Origin of the sequence: Novosphingobium rhizovicinum (assembly GCF_040813635.1) — a bacterium.
In the GTDB taxonomy this organism is placed as follows: domain Bacteria; phylum Pseudomonadota; class Alphaproteobacteria; order Sphingomonadales; family Sphingomonadaceae; genus Novosphingobium; species Novosphingobium rhizovicinum.
Map to the genome: position 1 here is coordinate 118,949 of NZ_JBFNXR010000021.1, position 22,828 is coordinate 141,776.

The window sequence follows — 22,828 nt, forward strand, 5'->3', positions numbered from 1 at the left end:
GCGGGCTCAGCGGCAAGCGATTTTGCAGTGCAGCAAAAGATTCTGCCACATTACCAGCTTCGATAGGGCAGGAACTTGCCGGACATCGTCACCTGGATGCGGTCGCCCTTCTCGTTCGGAATTTTCTCGACGCTCATGTCGAAGTCGATGGCGCTCATGATGCCGTCGCCGCCCTTCTCCTGGATCAGCTCCTTCAGCGTATCACCATAGACGCCGACGATCTCGTACAGACGATAGATGCACGGGTCGGTCGGCACGGCCTGCTCGAACATCTTCTTGGGGTATTCGGCGAGAACGACCGCCGCCTCCTGCGGCAAGCCCAATCCGTTCGCGATTCTGTCGGCCACGTCGCGCGGCAGGCTGTTCATGCCAAGGCACGCGGAGGTGACGAAGACTTCGCCAAGCCCCGCCATGTCGGCGATCTCGGCCCAGGTGGTGCCGCCGGCACGCTTCTTCTCCATGATCATCTCGGTCACGTCGGCCTTGGTCATCATCGTGCGATCATCCTTTGGAAGGGGAGCCGGAGGCACTCGCGCCTCCGGCAAGAAGGTGGGTCAGGCGGCGATTTTGATGTCGGGCTTGCCGCTTGCGCGCTTGGGCGAAGTGCGGGCGTGAGTGCTGTAGAGCATCAGCCCGGTGAAGGTGACGCCGCCCACCAGATTGCCGAGGACGGTCGGAACCTCGTTCCACCAGAAGTAGTCGCCGACGGTGAAGTCGCCGCCCAGCATCAGCGCGGTGGGGAACAGGAACATGTTCACCACGGAGTGCTCGAAAACCATGTAGAAGAACAACATGATCGGCATCCACATGGCGATGACCTTGCCGCTTACCGAAGTGGAGATCTGCGCCCCGACGACACCGGTCGAAACCATCCAGTTGCACAGCATGCCGCGCACGAAGATCGTCAGCCAGCCGGCGGCGCCGAATTCGGCATAGCCCAAGGTGCGGGCGACACCGGTGCCGGCAAGTTTGGCGCCCACTTCGCTGGGCGGGGTGGAAAAGCCGTTGGTGAAGTAGATGGCCATGAGGAAGGCCGTGGTCAGCGCGCCCGCGAAGTTGCCGGTGAACACCAGACCCCAGTTGCGGAACACTCCGCGCCAGGTGCAGCCGGGCCGCTTGTCCCACATTGCCAAGGGCGCGAGGACGAATACCCCGGTGAGCAAGTCGTAACCCAGCAGGTAAAGCATGCAGAAGCCCACTGGGAATAGGATCGCTCCTGCCAGCGGCTGCCCGGTCTGCACGTTGATGGTGACCGCGAAAGCGGCGGCAAGCGCGAGCGTCGCGCCCGCCATGTAGGCACGCACCAGCGTGTCTTTCGTGGACATCATGATCTTGGATTCGCCAGCGTCGATCAGCTTGGTGACGAACTCGGCGGGTGCGAGGTAGGACATGCGATCTTACTCCGTCAGAGGGCAAATTCGGCTTGGAGCCAGAACTTCTCGGTGTCGGTGGTGCGGGGATTGGCCGCGCGGTAGTTGGCGTACTTGGCAAGAATGCCGACCTGGCCGAGCTTGAACGCAATGTGCGCATTCCACTCGGTGCCGTACTCGATGTCGCCCACGTCACTGTCGAACTGGTGGTAGACGACCGCTGCACTAAGGCCGGGCAGTGCCTTCACCTGAGTGAACGCGTAACCCACCGCTCCATAGGCATCCTGCAGCCCTTGTGCCGGCGTCGTCAGGAACAGGTCGGCGGTGCCGTTGAACTTGTGCAGGGTGGCAAGGGGAGTCTGCAGCGCGGCCCCGTTGTCGGAGCCAAGCTTCTCCCAGCCTCCGCCAAGGCGCAGACCGGCGAATGTCACGCCGCCATCCGCCAGAACATAGTCCACCGCGTAGTCACGCGGATTGGCCTTCCAGTCGGACTGGCGAGCGTACGATCCTGTGAGGTCCACCTTCACCTTGGGCGTCATCGGCAGCACCGTGCTGGCACGCAGGCCGAAGGTTTTTGTGGAATTCGCCAGTTGCAGCGGATCGTTGAAATCCAGCAGGTAGGCGAAGGTTTTCACCTGCACAGGCCCTGCTTTCACGCCCCCATTCAGGAAGATCAGGTTGCCGTCGTAAGCCTGACGCGGACCGGCATCGGTGCCGAACAGCGTGCGCTGGCTCCATGCATACGTCGCGTCGAGGGTCACGGGGCCTAGCTTGCCCTCGCTCCGTACGGCATCGAACGTCTGCTCGTTCTGCCGCCAGTCGACGGAGCCGACCCAGCGCTGGTCGTCCAGGTTGATGCGTTGGCGCCCTGCGGTCACGCCGTTGCCGTTCACCTTGTAGGCCACTTGCAGACGGTTCAGTTCCACGTTCTGCGGGTCGGGCACGACCGAATAGCCCAGTCGTCGCTGACTGGAGCCGGGCACCGGAAAGGGAAAGGCGTTGTAATTGTCGACGATCGCCAGAGTGCCCTCGCCCTCAGCCAGCACCGACAAGTTGCGGTAGCGGAACTCAGCGCCTGCCCTCAGCCGCATCGTCACGGCATCGGCCTCAAGACCCAGATCGGCCTGGTCGACGTGCTCGTACCGCAGCTTTCCCGCGATGATGGGGTCGATGCTGAACGCATCGGATACTTGCACCGGACCTGCGGTCTGGGCGAAAGCGGGCGCGGCAAGCGCCAGCGCACTGGCCGCTGCAGTCATGGTCAGAATGGATTTCATTCGCACTGCCTCCCTCACGGCGGGCGCGTGAACGCACCGCCAGGCCCCGGATGGGACCGGAAGGCAGGCTCCGTTGCCTGCCGCTGCCCGGGCGCTCCCTGACGCCCGATTTTGGCTGCCTTTTTGGACGGACATCGTTGCCCGCCCGGCGCTTATCCCTGTTCAGGCCGCCTTTGCGGCGGGCCCGTGATCGTGTTCGGCGAGGAAGTGCAGGACTTCCTGGCGGTATTGGTAGAACCTGGCGTCCTCCAGCAGCGCCTTGCGGTCGCGCGGACGCGGCAAATCGACCTTCAGGATCTTGCCGATGGTGGCGTTCGGACCATTGGTCATCATCACCACGCGGTCGGCCAGCAGGATCGCCTCGTCCACGTCGTGCGTGACCATGATCGCCGTCACCTTGGTGCGATTCCAGGTCTCGACCAGCACGTCCTGAAGGTCCCAGCGAGTCAGGCTGTCGAGCATGCCGAAGGGCTCGTCCAACAGCAGAAGGCGGGGCGAGAGAGCGAAGGCGCGGGCAATGCCGACTCGCTGGCGCATGCCGTTCGACATTTCCGCAGCCAGCTTGTCCCTCGCATCGGAGAGGCCAACGCGGTCGAGGTAATAGTCGACGATATCGCGCCGCTCACCCTTGGTGGCGTGGGGATAGACTCGCTCCACCCCAAGCGCGACGTTCTGGCGCGCGGTGAGCCACGGCATCAAGCTGGGTGCTTGGAACACCACGGCCTTGTCCGGACCGGCGGTGCTGATCTCGCGGTTGTCGAGGACGACGCCTCCCGAGCTGATCGCGTTCAACCCCGCAGCCATCGTCAGCACGGTCGACTTGCCACAGCCGGAGTGACCGATGAGCGAAACGAACTCGCCCTTGTCCATCAGCAGGTTGAAGTCTTCGACGACCGTGAGCGGTCCCTTGGGCGTGGGATAGACCTTGTTGAGCTTGAAGAACTCCAGGTAGCGCCGCTCCACCGCAGATTTCGCGGCATCCTGATAGGCCTTGGGCAAAGTACCGGCGAAGAGATCGATCGGCGCCACCTTCGGAAGCGCCACGGCGCTCTCGCCGGCACTTCCGCCTTCGTTCAGCATGCCGAGATAGCCGACGATCTGGCGACGCAGAGCCTGGAAAGCCGCATCGTCGTTCACGGCCTCGCGATCACGCGGACGCGGCACGTCGACAGCGAAGATGCGACCGATCTTTGCGGCGGGCGCTGGCGTCAGGATGGCGACGCGGTCGGCCAGAAGCAGGGCTTCGTCCACGTCATTCGTGACGAGGATGATCGTGCGCTTCTCCTCCTTGCGGATGCGCTCGATCTCGTCCTGCAGCTTGGCCCGCGTGAGTGCATCGAGCGCGGAAAGCGGCTCGTCCAGCAAGAGGATTTCCGGCTCCATCGCCAAGGCACGCGCCACCGAGACGCGCTGGCGCATGCCGCCCGAAAGCTGCGCCGGCTTGCGATCCATCGCATGACCGAGGCCGACAAGTTCGACCTTCTGCTTTACCAGCGCGGCGCGTTCGGCAGCGGTGCGGTCCTTGTGAACGGCGTCCACAGCAAGCGCGACGTTCTTCTCCACGGTTAGCCAGGGGAAGAGCGAATAGGATTGGAAGACGAGACCCCGCTCCTTGCCCGGTCCATCCACGGGCTGGCCGTGCAGCAGGATGGTGCCCGCGTCCGGCTTCACCAGACCGGCGATGGCCGAGATCAGCGTCGTCTTGCCCGCCCCGGAGAAGCCGAGAATGGCGATGAACTCACCTTCCTCGACATCCAGATCGATGCCGTCGAGCACGCGAGTGACCGCACCCGACTTGCCTGTGTAGCTCTTGCTGACGCCCTGGAGCGAGAGGATCGTGGCCATTGTCGTTCGTCCTCAGGCTACGCGGTTGCGGCTGGCGAAGTTCTGCAGAAGCATCATCAGGCGATCGAGCATGAAACCGATCAGGCCGATCACGATCACTGCGAACATGATGCGCGCGAGGCTCTCTGAGCTGCCGTTCTGGAACTCATCCCACACGAACTTGCCGAGACCTGGGTTCTGCGCGAGCATTTCCGCTGCGATCAGCACCATCCAGCCCACGCCCAACGACAGGCGCATGCCGGTGAAGATGTAAGGCAGCGCGCTGGGCAGGACGAGCTTGGTCAGCTTGGCAAACGTACCCAGCTTCAGCACGCGTCCCACGTTCAGCAGATCCTTGTCGATCGAGGCGGTGCCGATCGCGGTGTTGATCAGCGTCGGCCACAGCGAGCAGAGCATGACCACGATGGCCGAGATCACGAAGCTCTTGGCCAGCATCGGGTCTGCGCTGGATACGGTCGCCGACACCACCATCGTCACGATCGGCAGCCAGGCCAGCGGGCTGACCGGCTTCATGATCTGCACCAGCGGGTTGATGGCGGCGCTGAACATCGGCGACAGGCCAGCGGCAAGGCCCAGCGGCACCGCGACCACGCTGGCCAGCACGAAGCCGAGCGCGACGGTCTCCAGCGATGTGATGACTTGATCGAGGAACGTCGGCGGCCCCGCGTAGTCGAAGGACATCGTCTGCGTTCCCGCCGCGATCCGCGCGTCCTGTTCCGCGTAGAACTGCGCGGCGTTGGCGCGTGAGGCCTGCCATTCCTCGAACAGCACGGCACCTTGCTCGGCCACTTCGACCGGGCCCGGCAATGCGCCGAGAGAAGTATCGACTTGCGGCGCCAGTGCGGCCCAGAGGCCCAGGAACGCGACGATACCCAGCAGCGGTGCCAGTAGAGTGAGGCCAAAGCGGGCGACGAACGCCTGCAGCGCCGCCGATGGTTCGCTGGAGGACGCAGCCTCAGGCGCGCGCGCGGTCTGGGGAGCGCTTGCGGGGGTCGTGGCGGCCTGAGTGTCCGCGGGTTCGGCGATGTTCGCGTATGCGGTTGCCATCAGTGTTCTCCTCTGGTCCGTTCAGGAGCCGGTCACGCCGGCAGCGGTGACCTTCTGGCCCTGCTTGAGGCCGATCTTGAGCGACTGGATGTAGGCGTTGGGTTTGTGCCCATCGTAAGGCACTTTATCGATGAAGCCGTTGTCGACCGGCTTAAATCCGTCGGTCTGCGGGATCGCCTCGGCAGGGATCACACCCTTCTCGGCGAGCGGCTGGGCGGCGGCGAGATAGAGGTCGGGGCGGTAAACCGCCTTAGCCTTTTCAAGGTACCAGCTGTCTTCGTGATCGGCGGGAATCTGGCCCCAGCGGCGCATCTGCGTCATCGTCCAGATCGCATCAGAGTAGAACGGGTAGCCTGCGTTCTTGTCGAAGAAAATGTTGAAGCCCTTCGCGTCACGCGTGTCGCCCGGCGCAAAGGTGAACTTGCCGGTCATCGACGCGGCGATCACTTCAGGGTCAGCACCCACGTAGCTGGACTGGCTGAGGATCTTGACAGCTTCGGCCCGGTTCTTGCCGCCATCGGCATCAAGCCATTGCTGCGCCTTGATGATCGCGCGCAGCATGGCAGCGGTCGTGGCGGGGTACTTCTGAGCGAAGTCTTCGCGCAGGCCGAGGACCTTCTCAGGATTGTCGTGCCAGATCTGGTCGTCGGTGATGACGGGCACCCCGATCTTCTTCTGCACCGCCGCCTGGTTCCACGGCTCGCCGACGCTGTAGCCTTCGATCGTGCCAGCCTCGAGCGTGGCGGGCATCTGCGGCGGCGGAGTGACGGAGAGCTGGACGTCAGCACCGACGGTGCCGCCCGTATCGCCCGGCGTGTAGTAGCCAGGGTTCAACCCGCCAGCCGCAAGCCAGTAGCGCAGCTCGTAGTTGTGCGTGGAGACCGGGAAGACCATCCCCATCTTGAATGGCTTGCCTTGCTGCCGGAAGCTGGTGACCACCGGCTTGAGCGCGGCGGCACTGATGGGGTGCGCCGGCTTACCGTCCGCTCCCTTTGGCAGGCTGGGCTCCAGCATGCCGTAGACACGATTCGACAACGTGATCGCGTTGCCGTTGAGGTCGAGGCTGATCGGCGCGATCAGGTTCGCCTGCGTGCCAAGCCCCAGCGTCGCGGCGATCGGCTGCCCCGCCAGCATGTGCGCGGCGTCCAGCTGGCCACCGATCACACCGTCGAGCAGCACTTTCCAGTTTGCCTGCGGTTCCAGCGTGACGTTGAGGCCCTCTTCGGCGAAGAAGCCCTTCTCCTTGGCAATGGCAAGCGGAGCCATGTCGGTCAGCTTGATGAAGCCCAGCTTGAGCACCGGCTTCTCGACGCCGCCCGCGGCCACGGCGGCCTGCGCCGCATCGCCTGCATCGCCCTTGCCGCAACCGGTTAGCGCTACACTGACGAGCAAAGCCGCCACGACTGCACGCCGCCTGAACCGATGCCCCTGAACCTGACTCATCCGCGTTCTCGATCCCTGCCATGTGACAAACGCAAAAAAGCCGCCACGACCTGAGGTCACAAGGACCAAGCCGGGCGGCGACGTTGCCACGTGTTTCTGAAGCTGCTGCGGCTCGTACCGAAGGGCATCCCGTCCTTGGGAGCCGACGAACCGCGACTTTCATTGAATACGCGATTCGGAGCCCTTGCGTAAAGGGCTATTTTGCAGTGCAGCGTAAACGCGCCATCAGGGGAGCTGCTTCAGGTACGCCTCAAGGTGCGAGGGATCGAATACCAAGCCATCGAAAAAGCGATTGGGTTCCATAACCATAGCGCCTTGCTGGGTGCCAACGGCGGTGCGCTGTACGAGGCTGCCTTCGACCTTCGAACTGGCGCCAGGCAGAGGCTCGCCCGTCCCCTTGAGCGCCGAACGATAAACGTCGGGGCGGAACACTGCCGCCGCTTTCGCTGCCTCGCCCGCATCGAAGGGCGTTCCGTCCCAGCGCACCATCTGCGTGTAGAGCCACTCGGCCTGGCTGACCCACGGGAAGTTGGCGGCTTCGCGGTACTGAAACATGAAATCAGGGTAATGAACCACCGCACCGTCACGGGCGAGCAGCAGTCGATCCGCTATCGCGCGGCGAATCAGTTCCGGGCTGCCGTCGAGATACTCCGCACGAGCGAGAATCTCCGCGTTGACGTCCCAGTTCTCGGGGTCGACGAAGTGGGCCGCGGCGCGGCAGAGGGCCCGGATCAGTGACCGCACGGACTCGATCTTCTCCTCAAGCACGGATTGCTTGAGCGTAAGGACCTTCTCGACGCCCCGGCGCCAGATCTGCGCCGTCGCCAGCACGATCTCGCCTGCGCCTCGCTCCACCGCCACGCTGTTCCACGGCTCGCCTACGCAGATGCCGTCGACGTCCCCTGCCGCAAGCGCCTCGGCGCAGTAGGGCGGGGGGACTGTGGTAATCTCGACGTCCTTGTCGGGCCGGATGCCGCAGGCCGCCAGCCAGTAGCGCAGCATGTAATTGTGGCTGGAATAGCGGTGGACCACACCGAAACGTAGCGGATCGCCGGCCGCGAGCCGCTCGTCGGCGATAACCCGCAACGCGGCGCCTACTTCGCGGGCATTGCCCATCGTCCCGGGCAGCCGGACACGCTGCGCATATTCGGGACGCAACGTAATAGCATTGCCGTTAAGGCCGAGGATGAAAGGCACCGACAAGGCCTGCGCGGGCCTGCCGCGCCCGAGAGTCGTCGCAATGGCCAGAGGGGCGATCAGGTGCGCGGCATCGCTATGGCCATAGAGCAGCCGATCCAGCACGGTCGCCCAGCTCACGTCCTTCACCAGGCGCAGCGAAACGCCCTCCTCCTCGGCAAATCCGTGCTCTCGGGCGAGGATAGGAAGGCCGGCATCGACGAGAGGAAGAAAGCCGATCGTCAACTCATTCGGCACTTTGGCTGTCTCCCATCAGACGGTGCGCGGTAAGGATCGCTTCTGCTATATCGGCGATGCGCTTGCCTTGATTCATCGCCGCGTTGCGCATTTCCGCATAGGCTTTGGGCTCGGGCAAGCCACGGCTGTTCATCAAGATGCGCTTGGCCTTGTCGATCGCCTCGCGTTCGGCCAGCTTGCCCTTGGCTTCGGCAAGATCCTTCTGCAGGCGCGCAAAGGCGTTGAAACGAGTTACTGCAAGATCAAGGATCGGGCGAATGCGATTCGCTGCCAGGCCGTCGACCACGTAGGACGACACACCCGCTTCCACCGCTGCTGCCACCGTTTCGTTATCGCTTTCATCGACGAACATCGCGATCGGGCGATCCAGGACGCGGCTGACGGCAAAGTATTCCTCCAGCACGTCGCGCGAGGGATTGCCGAGGTCCATCAGAACTATGTCTGGCGCGATCTCCTCGATCCGCGCGACCAGTCCGCGCCGCTCTGTGACGACGAAGATGTCGCATTCCGAAAGCGTCGCCAGACCTTCCCGGATGATCGAGGCGCGTGTGGCGCTTTCGTCGACGATCGCAATGCGCATGGTCCGCGCCTTGTGCGATGCAGCACGAGGTAGGGCAACCCCCTCGCGGCCTTGAATTAGCCAGGCAGTGAAGAGAGCGGGCCGGCGATGGCGATCCGCCTACTTGCGCACCGGAGCGCTGAGCCGCGCCATGATCGAGGCGACATAAAGCTGCGTTTCCCGTATCGCCGGGATGCCTCCGGCGCGCTGAACCCGCATGGGACCGGCGTTATAGGCCGCCAGTGCCTTTTCGATGTCTCCCCCGAACGTGTCGAGTTGTTTGCGAAGATACCGCGCGCCGCCCTCCAGATTGGCCATCGGATCGCGGGGGTCCACGCCCAGTTCGCGCGCGGTCCCCGGCATCAACTGCGCGAGCCCGCGTGCGCCCACGGGCGAGACAGCGGCCTGATTCCACCGGCTCTCCTGCCATACAACAGCCTCAAGCAGATTGGGGCTGATGTCGTACTTTTGCGCGAGCTCCGCGACTCGCGCCCTGAACCGCTCAGGACCTGCCGTATCACCCACTTGCGTGAAGGAAGCCGGATGCAGCGTAGAGCCATCGGGCACAAGCGCAGGCACTCCGCCTGCCGAATCGGTCTCAGGCCCATGGACCACCGTCTGTGCTGCACCACCAGCAATCCAGCGAGCCCCCTCAGGACCAATCTGGAGCACGTCCGCGTTTGCAGCGCCCGGAACGCCGATCGCAGTGAGAACCCAGAAGAATGCGTGCTTCCTGCTCAAGAGAATGGATCCCATCCCGCCTTCGATCCGCCCGCGCCAATAGTGCATTGCCGGCATGGGGCCAAGCCGCCATTGCATACCGGCCCTGCAGCGGAGATCGCCTGCTTGTGCGCCGCACATGGTTTGCAGGCGGTTGCCTTGCCCATAAGGAAGTCCACTCAGGAAGCGGAGCCTGGACGAAATATCGAGAATGGTGCTGCTGGGGAGGATTGAACTCCCGACCTCGTCATTACCAATGACGCGCTCTACCACTGAGCTACAGCAGCCTGTACCGGTAGCGACAGGGCCGCCGGGCAGGCGGGCGCTATTGTCTCGAAGTGTGAGAATGTCAAGCACGGCTTGCGCTTGAACATGACTCGCGGCATCGCCCAGGAATGGCCAAGCACACCGATCCGCGCTCCCGGGAGGAACGCCTAGCCGCGAAGCTGCGCGAGAACCTGCACCGCAGAAAGGCACAAGCGCGTGCGATGGGCGCCGCACAAGGCGACTTGATGCAAAATTCCGAAAACGAATCGGGCACCCTTTCCAATGAGGCCCCGGAAAGCTAGGGCCACCGTCTCTCAAGCCAACGAGCCCCGCACATACGATCCAGCGGGCTCCAGCCAAGGAGTGTGACGCCTTGCCTCGCCTCATCCTAGTCCGCCACGGCCAGAGCCAGTGGAACCTCGAAAATCGCTTCACCGGCTGGTGGGATGTCGACCTGACCGAAAAGGGCGAAGCGGAGGCGAAAGCCGCAGGCGCGCTGATGAAGGAAAAGGGCATGCTGCCCACCGTGGCGTTCACGTCCTTGCAGACCCGCGCCATCCGGACGCTGCACTTCGCGCTGGAAGCGGCCGGTATCCTGTGGATTCCGGAAACCAAGGACTGGCGCCTGAACGAGCGGCACTACGGCGGGCTCACGGGGCTCGACAAGGCGGAAACAGCGGCCAAGCACGGGGATGAGCAGGTCAAGATCTGGCGCCGCAGCTTCGATACGCCACCGCCAGTGCTCGAAGCCGGATCGCCTTTCGATCTGGCTGCGGATGTGCGGTATGCCGGAATCGCCATCCCGAACACGGAAAGCCTGAAGGACACCATTGCGCGCGTGCTGCCGTATTATGAGGGCTCCATCGTACCGCACCTCAAGGCTGGCGCGACCGTACTTGTGGCTGCACACGGCAATTCGCTGCGGGCACTGGTGAAGCATCTCTCCGGCATTTCGGACGAAGAGATCACCGGGCTTGAGATCCCGACCGGGCAACCGATCATCTACGATCTCGATAGCGATCTTGCGGTGCTTGACCGCTACTACCTGTCGGAGCGCTGAGATGACGGCGGCGCCGCTCGTTGCGATCGTCATGGGCAGCCAGTCGGACTGGCCGACGATGCAGCGCGCAGCCGAGATGCTCGATCGGCTCGAGATTCCGCACGAAACTCGCATTGTCTCGGCTCACCGCACACCGGACAGGCTGGTGGTGTTCGCCAAAAGCGCCGCCGAAGATGGTATCAAGGTCATCATTGCTGGAGCGGGCGGCGCAGCGCACTTGCCGGGCATGATCGCCTCGATGACCCATCTGCCGGTGCTGGGCGTGCCGGTGCAGTCAAAGGCCCTCTCAGGTCAGGACAGCCTGCTCTCGATCGTACAGATGCCCGCAGGCATTCCTGTCGGCACTCTGGCAATCGGCGAAGCAGGAGCGGCAAACGCGGGGCTGCTGGCAGGCGCAATCCTGGCCACCCACGACGAGGCGCTGGCAGACCGGCTCAAGGCGTTCCGCGCCGAACAGACTTCAAGCGTAGCCGAACGGCCAGTCTAGGAAAACGGCGTACAGATGATTCCTCCCGGCGAGACTATCGGCATCCTGGGCGGCGGGCAGCTTGGCCGCATGCTCGCCATGGCTGCAGCACAGCTCGGTTATCGGTGCCATATCTTCGCACCAGAGCAGGACGCGATCGCCGCAGAGGTGAGCGCGGCCTACACCTGCGCACCGTGGGACGATGTGGAGGCCATGGCTCGCTTCGCGGCGGACTGCGCTGTCATCACCTACGAATTTGAGAACGTGCCGGTTACGCCTCTTCTTGCTCTGGGTGAGGTGGCGCTTCACCCCCACCCGCGGGCGCTGGAAACCGCGCAGGACCGCTTGAACGAAAAGCAATTCATCGTTGGCCTGGGCGGGACGCCGGCTCCGTTTGCTCCGGTCGATACGCCTGCGGATCTCGAGAATGCTATCGGCACGATCGGCACTCCCGGCATACTCAAGACCCGCCGCGAAGGATATGATGGGAAGGGCCAGTGGCGGATCATGTCTGCTGCCGATGTCGATGCTCTCGACCTTCCTCCCCAGCCGCTCATTTACGAAGGTTTCGTCAACTTCCAGGCGGAGTTCTCGGTAATCCTGTGTCGCGCAATGGGGGGTGATGTCCGCTTCTATGATTCGGCACGCAACGTCCATGAAGGCGGGATCCTGGCTCGCTCGACAGTGCCGGCCGGAGATCCGATCGCGGCACAGGTGAGCACCGCGCGCGAGCTCGCCGCTGCTGTTGCAGAGGCGCTCGACTATGTCGGCGTCCTTACGCTGGAGTTCTTCGCGACCGAGGCGGGACCCGTGTTCAACGAGATGGCCCCCCGCGTCCACAACTCGGGGCATTGGACCATCGAAGGCGCGATCACCTCGCAGTTCGAAAATCACGTCCGCGCAATCTGCGGACTCCCGCTTGGCGATCCCGGCTTGGCAGCCGCCACTGTCGAAATGCGCAACCTCATCGGCGAGAAAGCGGATGAGTGGGCGAAGATTCTGGCCGATCCGGCCAACCACCTCCACCTTTACGGAAAGGGCGCGGCCTCTCCTGGGCGTAAGATGGGCCACGTCACGCGCCTGACGCTGGCTTGAGCGTGAGCCAGGAAGTCGTCTTCATCTATGCGCGGGCTGCCAACGGCGTGATCGGCCGCGACGGGACCCTGCCCTGGCACCTTCCAGCCGACCTCCGGCACTTCAAGGCGACGACCATGGGCAAGCCGATGATCATGGGCCGCAAGACCTTTGAAAGCTTCCCCTCGCCTCTGCCGGGCCGACGCCACATTGTCCTGACGCGCGATCCGCTATGGAGTGCGACAGGCGCCGAAGTGGTTCATTCACCTCAAGCGGCTCTCGATCTTGCGGGTAGCGGTGAAGTTGCGGTCATCGGTGGCGCCGAAGTCTTCTCGCTGTTTTCCGGGCAGGCGAACCGCATTGAACTGACCGAGATCCATGCCGCGTACGACGGCGATACGCTGATGCCGCCCCTTACAGCCGAGTGGACAGAGGTTCGCAGGGAAGAGCATGCCGCCCAAGAGGGAAGGCCCGCATATGCTTTCGTCACGCTCGTGCGGCACTTATAGGCCGATCCGCCATGATACGCCTCGACCACCGCGAACCCCTGCCCGATTCCCTGCGCGGCGCCGTTCTGGCTCTGGGCAACTTCGACGGGTTCCATCAAGGCCATCAGGCCGTGGTCGGCGAGGCCATTCGGTGGGCGCGTGACGAGGGGCGACCCGCGATCGTGGCCACCTTCGACCCCCACCCGGTCCGCTACTTCAAGCCCGATACGGAGCCGTTCCGGCTCACAACGCTCGATCAACGGCAAGAACTGTTCGAGGCCGCCGGTGCCGACGCGATGCTGGTCTTCCACTTCGACGCATCGATCGCGGGCATGCCTGCTGAACAGTGGGTGCGCGAAGTAATCCATGGCCACTTGAGCACAGCCGGCGTAACGACGGGCCAGGACTTTGTCTTCGGCAAGGGCCGAAGCGGCACCGCCACCTCGTTGCGGGAACTGGGCGCATCCTTCGGCATCGCCACACGCGCAGTTCCTCCGGTGCTCGATGGCGAAGGGCCGATCTCGTCAAGCCGCATCCGGACCGCTCTCAAGGCAGGCGACTGCGAGACCGCAAGGCGGCTGCTGACCCGTCCGTTCTCTATCCGTGGAACGGTCCAGCATGGAGACAAGCTTGGCCGCAGCATCGGCTTCCCGACTGCCAACCTGGCGCTTGGTACCTATCTGCGCCCGCGTTTCGGCATCTATGCAGTGACCGGCCGCATGCCTGACGGACGACTGCTTGCCGGAGCGGCCAACATCGGGATCAGGCCCACTTTCGATCCCCCAAAGGAGCTTCTGGAGCCTTACTTCTTCGATTTTTCAGGCGATCTATACGGGCAGGAGATCGAGGTGGCCTTCCATCACTTCCTGCGCGCAGAAGCGAAGTTCGACAACCTTGAGGCTCTTACCGCGCAGATGCAGCACGATTGCGATGAGGCGCGCCGCTTGCTTGCAAGCTCCGTCGCCTGAGCAGATTGCGCCCTCTGGGCCCGGCTTTCACAGCATCTTAAGACCGTTCCGGCAGTCCTTCGTTCCTCGGGAAAGCCTGATCCGCGCCCGCGCTCCAGCCGGCGCAGGCGGTTCGTTCAGGAAGTGACAAGAGGGCGAAAGCACGATGGCGGGTCTGTTTCTGACACGAGAGGAGCGACCCGGTTGTGCCGAGCCCATGCTGCGGACGGCAAGAGACCAGTTCGCCCGCCATGGATTCCGCCAGCTGCAGGAGCGGCGTCTCGAAGGCTGGGTACTCCTTCGCGCGCCTTACATCGTGGGCGGACCGGAGTTGCATGTCGAGGTCGGTGATGACTTTGCGACGGCGGCTGGGACACTGGTCTATGACGGGCTGATCGGCCCACCAGCACTCCGAAAGCTTCTTGAAGAAGCGCAACCGCCGAATTTCGATTGGTCGCGCCTCTCGGGTCAGTTCACGCTGGTTCTGCACCGGGGCGGGCGCACCTCTATCGCCACCGACTTCTTCGGCGCCTTCCAGCTCTATCACGATACGCAGATGCGCGTGTTCTCAACATCGCTGCTTACGGCCGCGCGTGTGCTGCCGCGCGTCACCTTCGATGCCCAGGGAGTTTACGAGTACGCCTTCCAGGCTTCGGTGCTGGGCGACGATACCGTCCTCAACGAGGTGAAGCGGCTTGGCCCCAATCAAATCCTGGAACTGGCGCCATCCGGCGCGGTGCGGCGCCATCCCCTGTCCAAGTCCCTGCCAGCCGCGCCGACCACCGCCCCCCTTGCAGAGCGTCTTGCCAGCCATAAGGAGCTGCTGACGCAAGTGGTGGCGGAGCAGGCCAGCCACTTCGGCGATCTGGTACAATGCCCGCTTTCGGGCGGCCTGGACTCACGACTCGTTCTTGCCGTTCTGCGGTCGCTCGGCTGCAACCCGAATGTCTACGTGTATGGCTGGCCCAGCAGCCCCGATGTAGCGATCGCCAGACAGATCGGGGCTGCCGAAGGTTTCGACGTCGAGTGGATCGACAAGGACACATATCGCGAGATCACTCCTGATGAGTTCCCCGAACAAGTGGCGCGGAACTTCGAAGAACACGACGGGCCACCGAACTTTGGCGGCATGTTCGATAACGGCGGGAACTCTTATGCACGCGATAGCCGCCACGCGAAGGGCGCGCTGGCCGTCTCGGGCGGCGGCGGGGAGATCTATCGCGACTTCTTCTTCCTTCCCGATCGGCGCCTCACTGCCGCCGAAGTGACAGACAGCTTCTTCGCCCGCTTCGACCGGCGTGACACCACATCTGCGTTCGATGCCGGAGCCTACTTGCGGCGCATGCGCGACAAGATGCTGGAGGTTCTGGAGCGCCCCGGAGAGACCGGCTCTCTTCCGCGCCCCTTAATCGAACAGATCTATCCGCGCGTCCGCTGCCGCAGTCTCTTTGGGCGGGAGTTGAGCGTGGAAGCACGCTACAGCCCCTACCTCCTGCCGTTCCTGGACCAGCGGCTGGTGGCAGCGGCCATGACATTGCCGCTGGAGCTGAAACGAGCAGGCGTCTTCGAAGCGCAGTTGTTGAACGCCATAGATCCTGTACTCGCGGCCCGCCCATCGGCTTACGGCCACCACTTTGCCGAACCGCCCAGCCGCCGCCACCGCTTCGATGAGTGGGCGACGCGCATTCGACCGATCTGGTTGCGAAAGCATAGCTACGCGATTCAGCGTCGCCTCCGCCCGATGGGAGATGAGCATGGCGGACTGAACAGCCCTGAGTTCATGGGCCGGGTGGTGAATCTCGAATTCCCCGTCATGCGCCGCTACTTCCAGGTCGAGAAGGTGACAGACAGCGCACTGCACCGCCGGATAGCCTGCCTGGAGTACTTTGCCGCACATCTCGGCAACTTTGCCGCCTGAACTGTCCAGCGGTGGCACAGCTGCAAACTCGTACGCGCGGAGCCATGCCCATCCACGGCAGAGCCGGATATGGAGCAGACAAACGAAGGAGGTTTGCCCGTGCGCCTGTCCGCTCTTGCCGTTCTGCTGTCCCTGTTTTCAGGACCAGCTTTGGCCCAGTCACCTGCCCCCTTCACGATTTCCGAGACCGGCCGCAGCTTTGGCAACCTTGCTCAGGCGGTGGATGCGATCGGGGATGCCGACGGCACGATCCTGATCGCACCAGGCCGCTATGCCGATTGCGCTGTTCAGACCGCGGGACGTGTGGCTTTCGTGGCGCGCGAGCCCGGCACGGTGACATTCGATGGCGGCATTTGCGAAGGCAAGGCGACGCTCGTCCTGCGCGGCAGAGCCGCTCACGTGGAAGGGCTGCGCTTCACCCGTCAGAATGTCCCTGACGGCAACGGCGCCGGCATCCGGCTCGAAAGGTCGAACCTGTCCGTCGTGCGCAGCCACTTCGTTGACGCACAGAGCGGGATCCTGTCGGGAGACGATCCGGCAGCAACGATCACCATTGATCGTTCCACCTTCTCGGGTCTTGGCAAGCACCCCAACGGCCATGGCGCGCACGGAATCTACATTGGCCAGTATGGAGCGCTGAAGATCACCGCCTCTCGGTTCGAACGCGGAACCGGCGGCCACTACGTCAAGAGCCGCGCACCACGCATAGAGGTGCTCGACAGCAGCTTTGACGATAGCCACGGCCGTGAGACCAACTACCTGATCGATCTCCCGAACGGCGCCACCGGCCGCATTGCAGGCAACTCGTTCGTGAACGGCCTCGGAAAAGAGAACCACACCGCGATGATCACCATCGCGCCGGAGGGCCGCATCAACAGCTCGCAAGGCTTGATCATAGAGGGCAACCGCGCCTGGACCGTGCCGGGCTACCCGTGGACCACGGCTTTCATCGGGAACTGGAGCGGCGATGAGATCATCGAGCGGGGCAACGTCCTGGCTCCGCGCCTGACGAAAGTGCAGCGCCTGTCTGCCCATTCTCCGGCACAGCTCATCCGTAGCGCTCTGGCGCTCATCAGAAACCGCACGCAAGCGTGGCTCACGAGCCATGACGCATGAGCAACAAAATCAAGCGGAAGGCGGTCCGGATCGGATGAAGTGGCAGCTTTTTGCCATGCACTGCACCGGCGATTCCCGCAAAACCTCTATTCGCAAGAGGAAGAAGCTCCTATAGACCTGTTGTGCAGGTGCAGCATAACTATCGCGGCGATCACCCGATGGGGAGTATCAACTTCTCCTTATTCGCTCAGCGCGGATGATTGCATGGAAGAGCGAGTGGCGATCATGACGGGCTGAAGTAAGCTCGCCTTGAAGCTGTGTGGGGAATAGAACGAATGAAGATAGCAGTTTTCGGCCTTGGCTATGTCGGGCTTTCCAACGCTGTCCTTCTGGCGCAGCACAATGAAGTGGTTGCGGTCGATATCACGGCCGAACGCGTGGAGATGCTCAACGCGCGCAAGTCGCCCATCGTCGATGCGGAACTGGAAGAGTTCCTCGCGACGCGGCCCCTCAATCTCACCGCCACGCTGGATCCGCAACAAGCACTCGACGGAGCCGATTACGTCATCGTCGCGACGCCGACGAACTACGACGTCGACACGAACAAGTTCGACACCTCTTCCGTCGAAGCGGTGATCCAAACCGCTATCGATGGCAATTCCGAAGCCACCATCGTCATCAAGTCGACGATTCCGGTTGGCTTCGTCGAGGATGTACGCAAGCGCCTCCGGACGACGCAGGTCATTTTCAGCCCTGAATTCCTGCGCGAAGGCCGCGCATTGCACGACAACCTGCACCCGTCACGCATCATCGTGGGTGAGCGGTCGGAACGCGCGCGCATCTTCGCCAACCTTCTGTTCGAAGGCGCAGAGAAGAACGATGTAGAGATCCTCTTCACCGATCCGAGCGAGGCCGAGGCGATCAAGCTTTTCGCCAACACCTACCTTGCCATGCGCGTCGCCTTCTTCAACGAACTCGATAGCTATGCGATTGCGCACGGCATGGACTCACGCCAGATCATCGTCGGCGTCGGTCTCGATCCACGCATCGGCCCCCACTACAACAATCCCAGCTTTGGCTACGGGGGGTACTGCCTTCCCAAGGACACCAAGCAGCTGCTGGCAAACTATTCCGAAGTGCCCCAGAACCTCATCCGCGCGATCGTGGATGCCAACCGGACGCGCAAGGACTTCCTCGCAGACCAGATCATCGCTCGCCAACCCAAGAAGGTCGGCGTCTTCCGGCTTGTCATGAAGGCCGGCTCGGACAACTTCCGGCAGTCTTCAATCCAGGGGATCATGAAGCGGATCAAGGCCAAGGGTATCGAGGTCGTGATCTACGAACCCGCCATGCAGGAGGACGAGTTCTTCGGATCGCTCGTCATGCGCGATCTCGAAACCTTCAAGCAGGACTGCGATGTGATCATAGCGAACCGCATGACGGACGAAATCGCAGACGCTCCCGAGAAGATCTTCACCCGCGACCTTTTCGGATCGGACTGAGCCTCCATGCGCACCGCACTCGTCACCGGCTCGGCCGGCTTTATCGGCTCATTCGTGTGTGAACGACTGCTGCGCGACGGCTTCCGGGTCATCGGCCTGGATGCAATGACCGACTACTACGAGGTTTCGCTGAAGGAGCGGCGCCAGGCGCGGCTACTCCAGTCCGAGCAGTTCCAGGCGATCAAGGACTATGTCGAAACGCCTGGGCTGCTGATGGACCTGTTCGCGCGGGAGAAGCCGGACGTCGTCGTGCACCTCGCAGCTCAAGCAGGCGTGCGCTACTCGATCGAGAATCCACGCTCCTATCTCGACAGCAACATCATCGGCACCTTCGAGTTGCTGGAGGCCGCACGCGCGCACCCTCCTCAGCACATGCTACTTGCCTCCACATCGTCGGCTTTCGGAGCCAATACCGAGATGCCCTATCGGGAGACCGACAAGGCCGATCACCAGATGTCGTTCTACGCCGCCACGAAAAAGGCGACGGAGAACATGGCGCACAGCTACGCACATCTGTTCGATTTGCCGATCACCATGTTCCGCTTCTTCACGGTCTACGGGCCTTGGGGGCGCCCGGATATGGCGCTGTTCAAGTTCACCAAGGCAATCCTCGAAGGTCGGCCGATCGACGTGTACAACTACGGCGACATGAAGCGCGACTTCACCTACATCGATGACTTGGCGGAAGCGATCCGCCTCCTGATCGACACGCCACCGGTGCGGCCTGCCGGAAGCGAGGCCATTGCCGAAGGCGATAGCCTCTCACCGGTCGCCCCTTGGCGAGTTGTGAACATCGGCAATTCGAACGCCGTGCAACTGACCGAGTTCATCGACGCGATCGAACAAGCCACAGGTCAAAAGGCCGAGCGCAACCTGATGCCCATGCAAGCTGGCGATGTTCCAGCGACCTGGGCCGATGCGGGGCTACTGAAGTCCCTTACAGGTTACGCACCGAGGACGGGCGTAAGCGAAGGCGTTTCTCGCTTTGTCGAGTGGTACCGCGACTATTACCGGATATAGCCCGCGCCTTTCGCAGAGGCCACCTGGCGAGCAAGCCGGCAAGTTAACCGAAGATCGGGTTCGCCTTCGTGTAGCGGATTAGACGGTAGAAGGAGTAAGGGTTGGTGGTCAGATAGCGCCAGCCCAAGCGCATAGGGTCCTTGAGTGCACCAAACAGCCATTCCAGGCACATATCCTGCATCCACTGGGGGGCCCGGGGTGAGTCACCTGCCAAGAAGGCATACAGACCTCCACAGGTCTTGATCCAACCTATGCCGTGCAGCCGATCCCTATTACGGACACACCACTCCTCCTGGAGCGGCTTACCCAGTCTGACCCAGAGCACGTCTGCTCCACTGTCGCGGATTTCACGACAGATTTCTTCTTCCTCCTCCCTCTTGAAGTACCCGTTGCGCCGCCCGACAATCCGGAGGTCAGGATAGAGCACGAGCATCTGATCAACGGCTCTCTTGTTCTGCGTCTCAGAGCCGCCCAGAACATAAAAACTTAATCCATGCCGCACCGCAGCACGCGCTGCGTCGTGAAAAAAGTCAGTCGTCGCGATGCGCTCCGTTAGGGGAGCCTTGGTCAGTCTGCTGGCCAATACTATCGATTGTCCATCCGCGTGTATCCACGAAGCCTCCAGCATGGCCTCGTTGAAACCGCGGTCCCGTGCTGCAAGCGTAACCCCCCTGACCATTCGAAGAGAACACAAGCTTAGCGCTTGCATTGTCCCGATCAAGTCGAGCGCGCATACAATCCGCTACCATCAGTTCAGCAAATTGGGTGCGTGTAATCTGAACTGTCGGCAAGCCCCCCACGATCACCTTAGCCAGCTGAGATGCAGCAGCAGCAGACGAGTTGCCGGGCTTTAGAGAGGTCGTGTCGAACACTGCCGCTTCCATATTGTAGGGCAACCAAGCATGATCTTGGCGCCTTGCATGGAATGAGTTTTGCCGCACTGCAAGATAAATTTAGGTAGTCCGTGGACAGCATCCGGCAAAATGCGATACAGATGGCTCGCGCAGGCAGCCGATAGCGGGCTATCGGCTCAAACGCCGCACATGATCCCGGGACTTGTCATCGACGGGCACGCGCGCTCTCAGGGCGCTGCCAACTTGCGAAATCCTGATCAGGTATAGAGGCGGCCCTACCAAGCTGTGCGCCTCTTCAGTTCCCTGCAAACCTCAACATCACCGCCCCTAGCGGCGGGATCACGACCTCCGCGGAAGCCGGCTGCCCGTCACGCGGGGTTTGTTCCGCCACGATCTCACCGCCGTTGCCAATGTTGCAGCCGCCATAGGTCTCTGCGTCGGAGTTGAAAATCTCGCGCCAGCGGCCGTGGCGTGGGAGACCTGTTCTGTATCCGTAGCGTGGGTCGGGACTCATGTTGAGGAGCACCACGACCGGGTTCGCTCTGTCCGCACCGTAACGCACGTAAACGTACACGCTGTTTTCAGCGTCGCCGCCCACGATCCATTGGAAACCGTCAGGCTCTGCGTCGCGAGAGTGCAATGACGGTTCTGACGCGTAGAGCTGATTGAGGTCGCGAACCAGCCTCTGGATACCGGCGTGTTCGAAGCGGTCCAGCAGCTCCCACGAGACCTGAGCATCGTGGTTCCATTCCCGCTCCTGGGCGATCTCGCAGCCCATGAAAAGCAGCTTCTTGCCCGGATGGCTCCACATGAAGCTGTAATAGGCTCGCAGGGTCGCAAACTGCCGCCAGGGATCTCCGGGCATCTTGCCGATTAGCGACCCCTTGCCGTGTACGACTTCGTCATGGCTAAGCGGCAGCACAAACTTTTCCGAGAAGGCATAGACCAGACCGAACGTCAGCTCGTCGTGATGCCAGCGGCGATAGAGCGGATCGCGTTCGGCGTACTGGAGCGTATCGTGCATCCAGCCCATGTTCCACTTGTAGGAAAAACCCAGCCCGCCTTGCCACACCGGGGCCGAGACTCCGGGCCACGCGGTCGACTCCTCGGCGATGGTCACGGCGCCGGGACAGCGCTCAGCCACCACGGTGTTCATCAGCTTCAGAAACTCGACCGACTCCAGGTTCTCGCGCCCGCCGTGCACGTTGGGCACCCACTCACCAGCGTTGCGGCTGTAGTCGCGGTAAAGCATGGAAGCCACGGCATCGACCCGCAGCCCGTCGACGTGAAAGGTCTCAAGCCACCACAGCGCGGACGCAATCAGGAAGCCGGAAACCTCTCGTCGGCCCAGATTGTAGATCAGCGTGTTCCAGTCCTGATGGAAGCCCTCTCGCGGGTCTGCGTGCTCGTACAGATGCGTACCGTCGAAATGCGCGAGACCATGTGCGTCGGTGGGAAAATGCGCAGGCACCCAGTCCAGGATTACGCCAATCCCGGAGCGGTGGCATGCATCGACGAAGGCGGCGAAGCCTTCCGGAGTGCCGAAACGCGATGAAGGGGCGAACTGGGACAGCGGCTGATACCCCCAGGAGCCGCCGAAGGGATGCTCCATGATGGGCAGCAGTTCGACATGCGTGAAGCCCATGTCCACCACGTACGGGATAAGCCGCTCGGCGAGGGCGCGCCAGCCAAAATGGCCTTGCGGATCATCCTCGGGCCGCAGCCAGGATGCGGCGTGAACCTCGTAGATCGCCATCGGTGCGTCAGTCCGGTGCCGCGATGCCCGCTCCGACATCCAGTCGGCATCGGTCCAAGTGAAATCCGGCGGAGCCGCGACAACAGACCCGGTTCGTGGTGGCTCCTCGGTCAGCCGGGCAAGCGGGTCCGCTTTCTGCGAGGCTCTTCCATCAGCGCCCAGCACCTCGAACTTATAATGGGCCCCGGGGCCGATCCGAGGGACGAACAGCTCCCAGACGCCTGCGCCATAACGCACGCGCATGGGGTGGCGCCGACCGTCCCAGTTATTGAAGTCACCGATGACCGAGACCCGGCGGGCATTTGGTGCCCACACGGAGAAGGCAACACCCTCCACCCCGTCGAGCGTGCGCGGCTGCGCCCCCATGGCGCGGCCCAGTTGCCAGTGACGGCCTTCATTGAACAGGTGCAGGTCGAGGTCGGAGACCACCAGCCCGAAGCTGTACGGATCTTCGGTCTCCTGCTCCCCGCCGCCTGGCCAGCGGATGCGTAGCTTGTATTGGCCCTCCTCCTGAAGCGGACCGGAGAACAAACCAGGTGCAACCTCATCGAGAACCCCGAGCTCGCGCCCATCGGGTGCGAGCAGCGTCACGTGCTCGGCCCCTGGCTGATACGTGCGGACGACCCGGCCTTCTTCGCTTTCCTGCGGACCCAACAAGCTGAAGGGGTCGTGCACGCGGGCCTCGTTGAGTGCGGCAGCGGCTTCGGCAACAAATTGCATCGGGC

The 22,828-nt window shown here is 62.8% G+C and carries 21 protein-coding genes and 1 tRNA gene; 10 read left to right on the plus strand and 12 right to left on the minus strand.

Annotated features, from left to right (window positions below; all coding sequences use genetic code 11):
* Nucleotides 1–50 precede the first annotated feature (50 nt).
* The 10 genes from cynS to ABUH87_RS05320 all read right to left on the minus strand — a co-directional run bounded on the left by cynS (nucleotide 51) and on the right by ABUH87_RS05320 (nucleotide 9,982).
* The gene (gene cynS, locus ABUH87_RS05275; RefSeq protein ID WP_367770713.1) at nucleotides 51–494 is read right to left on the minus strand and encodes a cyanase; all 444 of its coding nucleotides are present in this window, start codon (nucleotides 492–494) and stop codon (nucleotides 51–53) included.
* 60 nt (nucleotides 495–554) lie between these two features.
* Nucleotides 555–1,391, minus strand: coding sequence for a formate/nitrite transporter family protein (locus ABUH87_RS05280; protein ID WP_367770715.1), 837 nt, complete (start codon nucleotides 1,389–1,391; stop codon nucleotides 555–557).
* 14 nt (nucleotides 1,392–1,405) lie between these two features.
* Nucleotides 1,406–2,647, minus strand: coding sequence for an alginate export family protein (locus tag ABUH87_RS05285; RefSeq protein ID WP_367770718.1), 1,242 nt, complete (start codon nucleotides 2,645–2,647; stop codon nucleotides 1,406–1,408).
* 162 nt (nucleotides 2,648–2,809) lie between these two features.
* Nucleotides 2,810–4,492 (minus strand): ABC transporter ATP-binding protein, encoded by a 1,683-nt coding sequence (locus tag ABUH87_RS05290; RefSeq protein ID WP_367770721.1) that lies wholly within the window; start codon nucleotides 4,490–4,492, stop codon nucleotides 2,810–2,812.
* A 12-nt stretch (nucleotides 4,493–4,504) separates the two neighbouring features.
* Nucleotides 4,505–5,539: an ABC transporter permease gene (locus ABUH87_RS05295; RefSeq protein WP_367770724.1), complete on the minus strand. Its 1,035-nt coding sequence runs from the start codon at nucleotides 5,537–5,539 to the stop codon at nucleotides 4,505–4,507.
* A gap of 21 nt (nucleotides 5,540–5,560) precedes the next feature.
* Nucleotides 5,561–6,982, minus strand: a complete 1,422-nt coding sequence (locus tag ABUH87_RS05300) for a CmpA/NrtA family ABC transporter substrate-binding protein (protein WP_367770729.1) — start codon at nucleotides 6,980–6,982, stop codon at nucleotides 5,561–5,563.
* Between the two features lie 225 nt (nucleotides 6,983–7,207).
* A complete protein-coding gene (locus tag ABUH87_RS05305) occupies nucleotides 7,208–8,416 on the minus strand; it encodes an ABC transporter substrate-binding protein (RefSeq protein WP_367770738.1) in 1,209 nt (402 codons plus the stop codon).
* Entirely contained in the window at nucleotides 8,406–8,996 is a 591-nt protein-coding gene (locus ABUH87_RS05310) for an ANTAR domain-containing response regulator (RefSeq protein ID WP_367770744.1), read from the minus strand. The genes ABUH87_RS05305 and ABUH87_RS05310 overlap by 11 nt, the downstream gene beginning before the upstream one ends.
* A 99-nt stretch (nucleotides 8,997–9,095) precedes the next feature.
* Nucleotides 9,096–9,716, minus strand: a complete 621-nt coding sequence (locus tag ABUH87_RS05315; protein ID WP_419956668.1) for a lytic transglycosylase domain-containing protein — start codon at nucleotides 9,714–9,716, stop codon at nucleotides 9,096–9,098.
* Nucleotides 9,717–9,907: 191 nt separating this feature from the next.
* A tRNA-Thr gene (locus tag ABUH87_RS05320) sits at nucleotides 9,908–9,982 on the minus strand.
* A gap of 108 nt (nucleotides 9,983–10,090) precedes the next feature.
* Here ABUH87_RS05320 and ABUH87_RS05325 point away from each other — a divergent pair.
* From ABUH87_RS05325 to ABUH87_RS05370, 10 genes are all read left to right on the plus strand, one after another.
* Nucleotides 10,091–10,264: a hypothetical protein gene (locus tag ABUH87_RS05325; protein ID WP_367770747.1), complete on the plus strand. Its 174-nt coding sequence runs from the start codon at nucleotides 10,091–10,093 to the stop codon at nucleotides 10,262–10,264.
* 71 nt (nucleotides 10,265–10,335) lie between these two features.
* A complete protein-coding gene (gene gpmA / locus ABUH87_RS05330; protein ID WP_367770750.1) occupies nucleotides 10,336–11,022 on the plus strand; it encodes a 2,3-diphosphoglycerate-dependent phosphoglycerate mutase in 687 nt (228 codons plus the stop codon).
* A 1-nt stretch (nucleotide 11,023) separates the two neighbouring features.
* The gene (purE, locus tag ABUH87_RS05335; RefSeq protein WP_367770753.1) at nucleotides 11,024–11,509 is read left to right on the plus strand and encodes a 5-(carboxyamino)imidazole ribonucleotide mutase; all 486 of its coding nucleotides are present in this window, start codon (nucleotides 11,024–11,026) and stop codon (nucleotides 11,507–11,509) included.
* Between the two features lie 15 nt (nucleotides 11,510–11,524).
* Entirely contained in the window at nucleotides 11,525–12,583 is a 1,059-nt protein-coding gene (locus tag ABUH87_RS05340) for a 5-(carboxyamino)imidazole ribonucleotide synthase (protein ID WP_367770756.1), read from the plus strand.
* Between the two features lie 2 nt (nucleotides 12,584–12,585).
* Nucleotides 12,586–13,071, plus strand: coding sequence for a dihydrofolate reductase (locus ABUH87_RS05345; protein ID WP_367770759.1), 486 nt, complete (start codon nucleotides 12,586–12,588; stop codon nucleotides 13,069–13,071).
* Between the two features lie 11 nt (nucleotides 13,072–13,082).
* The gene (locus ABUH87_RS05350; RefSeq protein WP_367770762.1) at nucleotides 13,083–14,018 is read left to right on the plus strand and encodes a bifunctional riboflavin kinase/FAD synthetase; all 936 of its coding nucleotides are present in this window, start codon (nucleotides 13,083–13,085) and stop codon (nucleotides 14,016–14,018) included.
* A gap of 145 nt (nucleotides 14,019–14,163) precedes the next feature.
* On the plus strand, nucleotides 14,164–15,915 hold the full coding sequence (locus ABUH87_RS05355) for an asparagine synthetase B family protein (RefSeq protein ID WP_367770765.1): 1,752 nt from the start codon (nucleotides 14,164–14,166) through the stop codon (nucleotides 15,913–15,915).
* A gap of 99 nt (nucleotides 15,916–16,014) precedes the next feature.
* Entirely contained in the window at nucleotides 16,015–17,031 is a 1,017-nt protein-coding gene (locus ABUH87_RS05360; RefSeq protein ID WP_367770769.1) for a right-handed parallel beta-helix repeat-containing protein, read from the plus strand.
* A gap of 275 nt (nucleotides 17,032–17,306) precedes the next feature.
* Nucleotides 17,307–18,473, plus strand: coding sequence for a nucleotide sugar dehydrogenase (locus ABUH87_RS05365; RefSeq protein ID WP_367770771.1), 1,167 nt, complete (start codon nucleotides 17,307–17,309; stop codon nucleotides 18,471–18,473).
* Nucleotides 18,474–18,479: 6 nt separating this feature from the next.
* Nucleotides 18,480–19,493 carry an NAD-dependent epimerase/dehydratase family protein gene (locus ABUH87_RS05370; RefSeq protein WP_367770775.1) on the plus strand — a complete coding sequence of 338 codons (1,014 nt, stop codon included), beginning with the start codon at nucleotides 18,480–18,482 and terminating at the stop codon, nucleotides 19,491–19,493.
* Nucleotides 19,494–19,536: 43 nt separating this feature from the next.
* Here the strand turns inward: ABUH87_RS05370 and ABUH87_RS05375 are convergent, their stop codons facing one another.
* Together ABUH87_RS05375 and glgB are read right to left on the minus strand one after the other, a co-directional pair.
* On the minus strand, nucleotides 19,537–20,202 hold the full coding sequence (locus ABUH87_RS05375; RefSeq protein WP_367770778.1) for a WecB/TagA/CpsF family glycosyltransferase: 666 nt from the start codon (nucleotides 20,200–20,202) through the stop codon (nucleotides 19,537–19,539).
* A 440-nt stretch (nucleotides 20,203–20,642) separates the two neighbouring features.
* Entirely contained in the window at nucleotides 20,643–22,823 is a 2,181-nt protein-coding gene (gene glgB / locus ABUH87_RS05380; protein ID WP_367770780.1) for a 1,4-alpha-glucan branching protein GlgB, read from the minus strand.
* Nucleotides 22,824–22,828 lie beyond the last annotated feature (5 nt).